This window comes from Mycobacterium sp., assembly GCF_035653355.1.
Lineage (GTDB): Bacteria > Actinomycetota > Actinomycetes > Mycobacteriales > Mycobacteriaceae > Mycobacterium.
On the sequence record NZ_DASRBZ010000326.1, the window covers coordinates 1 to 2,217 of the forward strand.

The 2,217-nt window shown below is 67.4% G+C and carries 3 protein-coding genes; all 3 read right to left on the minus strand.

Translation table 11 applies throughout. From position 1 onward, the window contains the following. Window positions 1-1,008 (minus strand): glutamate-5-semialdehyde dehydrogenase (locus tag VFA16_RS11365; protein ID WP_324967905.1); only part of this gene is annotated, 1,008 nt, incomplete at its 3' end. A 79-nt stretch (window positions 1,009-1,087) separates the two neighbouring features. Next, the gene (locus VFA16_RS11370; protein WP_324967906.1) at window positions 1,088-1,414 is read right to left on the minus strand and encodes a hypothetical protein; all 327 of its coding nucleotides are present in this window, start codon (window positions 1,412-1,414) and stop codon (window positions 1,088-1,090) included. 72 nt (window positions 1,415-1,486) lie between these two features. Next, a partial coding sequence (locus VFA16_RS11375; RefSeq protein WP_324967907.1) for a cyclic nucleotide-binding domain-containing protein occupies window positions 1,487-2,217 on the minus strand: 731 nt, incomplete at its 5' end.

A 2,217-nucleotide genomic window follows, 5' to 3' on the forward strand; every position in this document is an offset into this window, starting at 1 on the left:
TCCGGTGCCGTATTCGTTGATGTGGGCGATCGCAGCGTCGACACCGTCGACCACCGCCACCGCAATGTCCATCGACAAAAACTCCCGACGCAGGTCAGCCTCGTCCGGGTCGAGGTGCACGGTCACCCCGGCGTCCTGCAACGCGCCCACCAGCCGCGGCATCGCGCGATCGGCGATCGCCACGTCGACCAGCAACGTTTCGGCGGCGTTGCACACGCTGGGCCGGCGGGTCTTGGAGTTCAGCAACACCCGTTCGGCGACGTTGAGGTCGGCGGCTTCGTGCACATACACGTGGCAGTTGCCGACGCCGGTTTCGATGGTCGGCACCTGGGCGTCGCGCACCACCGCGTCGATGAGGCCCGCTCCCCCGCGCGGGATCACCACGTCGACCAGCCCGCGTGCCTGGATGAGGTGGGTGACGGTCGCGCGGTCCGAGCTGTCCAGCAACTGCACCGCGTCGATGGGCAGGTCTTCTTTGACCAGTGCGTCGCGCAGCACCTCCACCAACGCCGCGTTGGACCGGTCCGCCGAGGAGCTGCCGCGCAGCAGCGCCGCGTTGCCTGACTTCAGCGCCAGCCCGAACGCGTCGACGGTCACATTGGGACGGCCCTCGTAGACCATGCCGACCACGCCGAGCGGGACCCGCTGCTGGCGCAAGTGCAGCCCGTTGGGCAACGTGTAGCCGCGCAGCACTTCACCGACCGGATCGGGCAGACCGGCCACCTGACGCAGGCCGGCGGCGATCCCGTCAACGCGTTGCGGGTTGAGGGCCAGCCGGTCGAGCATCGCCGTCGGGGTGTTTGCGTCGCGGGCGGCATTGAGGTCTTCGGCGTTGGCGGCCAGGATCTTGTCGACGTGGGCGATGATCGCGTCGGCGGCTGCGTGCAGCGCTTGGTTCTTCACCGCGGTGGGCAGCGAGGCCAGGGCGCGCGCGGCGACACGGGCCCGGCGCGCGGCGTCATGGACTTCTTGACGCAAGTCGTGGCGCGACGGAGCGTGCAGACTCATTACCCCAGCGTATCGGTCCGCCAATGGTGGGCGGCGACACCCCGAGCCGGGCGGGGCTCCAAATGGCGGGCGAGATTGCTTAAGCATCGCCGCGCGGGTGTCGGCAACGATGTTCGGCCAGGTCTTGGTCCTGCAGACGTCGACCCAGATCGCGATGCCGACCCGTGATCACAAACCCGAAAAATAGCCGTGTCAGCCGGCGGCGGTGCCCAGCGCATTGGCCGCGGCGACCACTGCGCGAGCCCGTGGCGCGGCCCGCGGCCGGCGCGATCTGGTGGCGGCGAATGCCCTCGACGTTCAGCGGAGCCGCCACTGCCGGCGGCGGTTCCTGGAAGGCGAAGCTCGGCCCTTCAGGGAGGTATCCGGCGAACACGTCGCCTTCTGCGGGGCGACCGCTCAACGCCATGCGAGCATGCGACAAAGCCGCCGCGTTGATTGTGCTGGCCGAATTCAGCGGCCACATGTCGACATGGGCGGCCTACGATCCCGGGATGTTCGACCGCTCACGGCCTCCCAACCGCGATACTTGGCTTCGCCGCTCGTCGAGAATGCGGCCGAACTCCTGCAGGAGTAACGGCTTGTCCATCACCAGACGTTCGAGATGGTCGCGATCGATCTCGAGCGCGGTCACCTCGTCCAAGGCGTAGGCATCGGAGAGGTTCGGCTGCCGCGTCAACGCTGTCAGGCCGACGAAGGAGCCCTCGTCCAAGGTCCCTACCTCGGTGGTGGACCCGTCTTGACCGGTCACGGACAGCCGAACACTGCCCTGCATCAAAAACGCCATACCGGCAGGCACTTCGCCAGCGCGCTGAACAATCTCGCCGGCACCATAGCGGACCACTTTCGCGTAGGGAACCAGAGACTGTTCGTCGGTTGGGGTCAGGCGCAATGCCGGCGCCACCACCGTATGTAAGGCTTTCTCCACGCGTTCGGTCGTCGAGATGTTGTCATCGGCGCCGTCGAGGTGAAGCCCCTCCCGCCGCGACGCATACCAAATCCACCGCAAGAAGGTGGCTTGCACCGCACTGTCGTCGGCGGGAGAGTTCAGACCGATTGTGGTGCGATATTGGCAACAGCGCGCCGTGTTGTCGGAGGCGCTACCGATGGGCACCGATGTAACCGCGCTGCCCTCCCGCACCTGTGGAAGCGCACTGGCAACGCGGGACAGCATCGCGCACACCCGGTCCGGTGGGTCAGCGAGCGAAAACA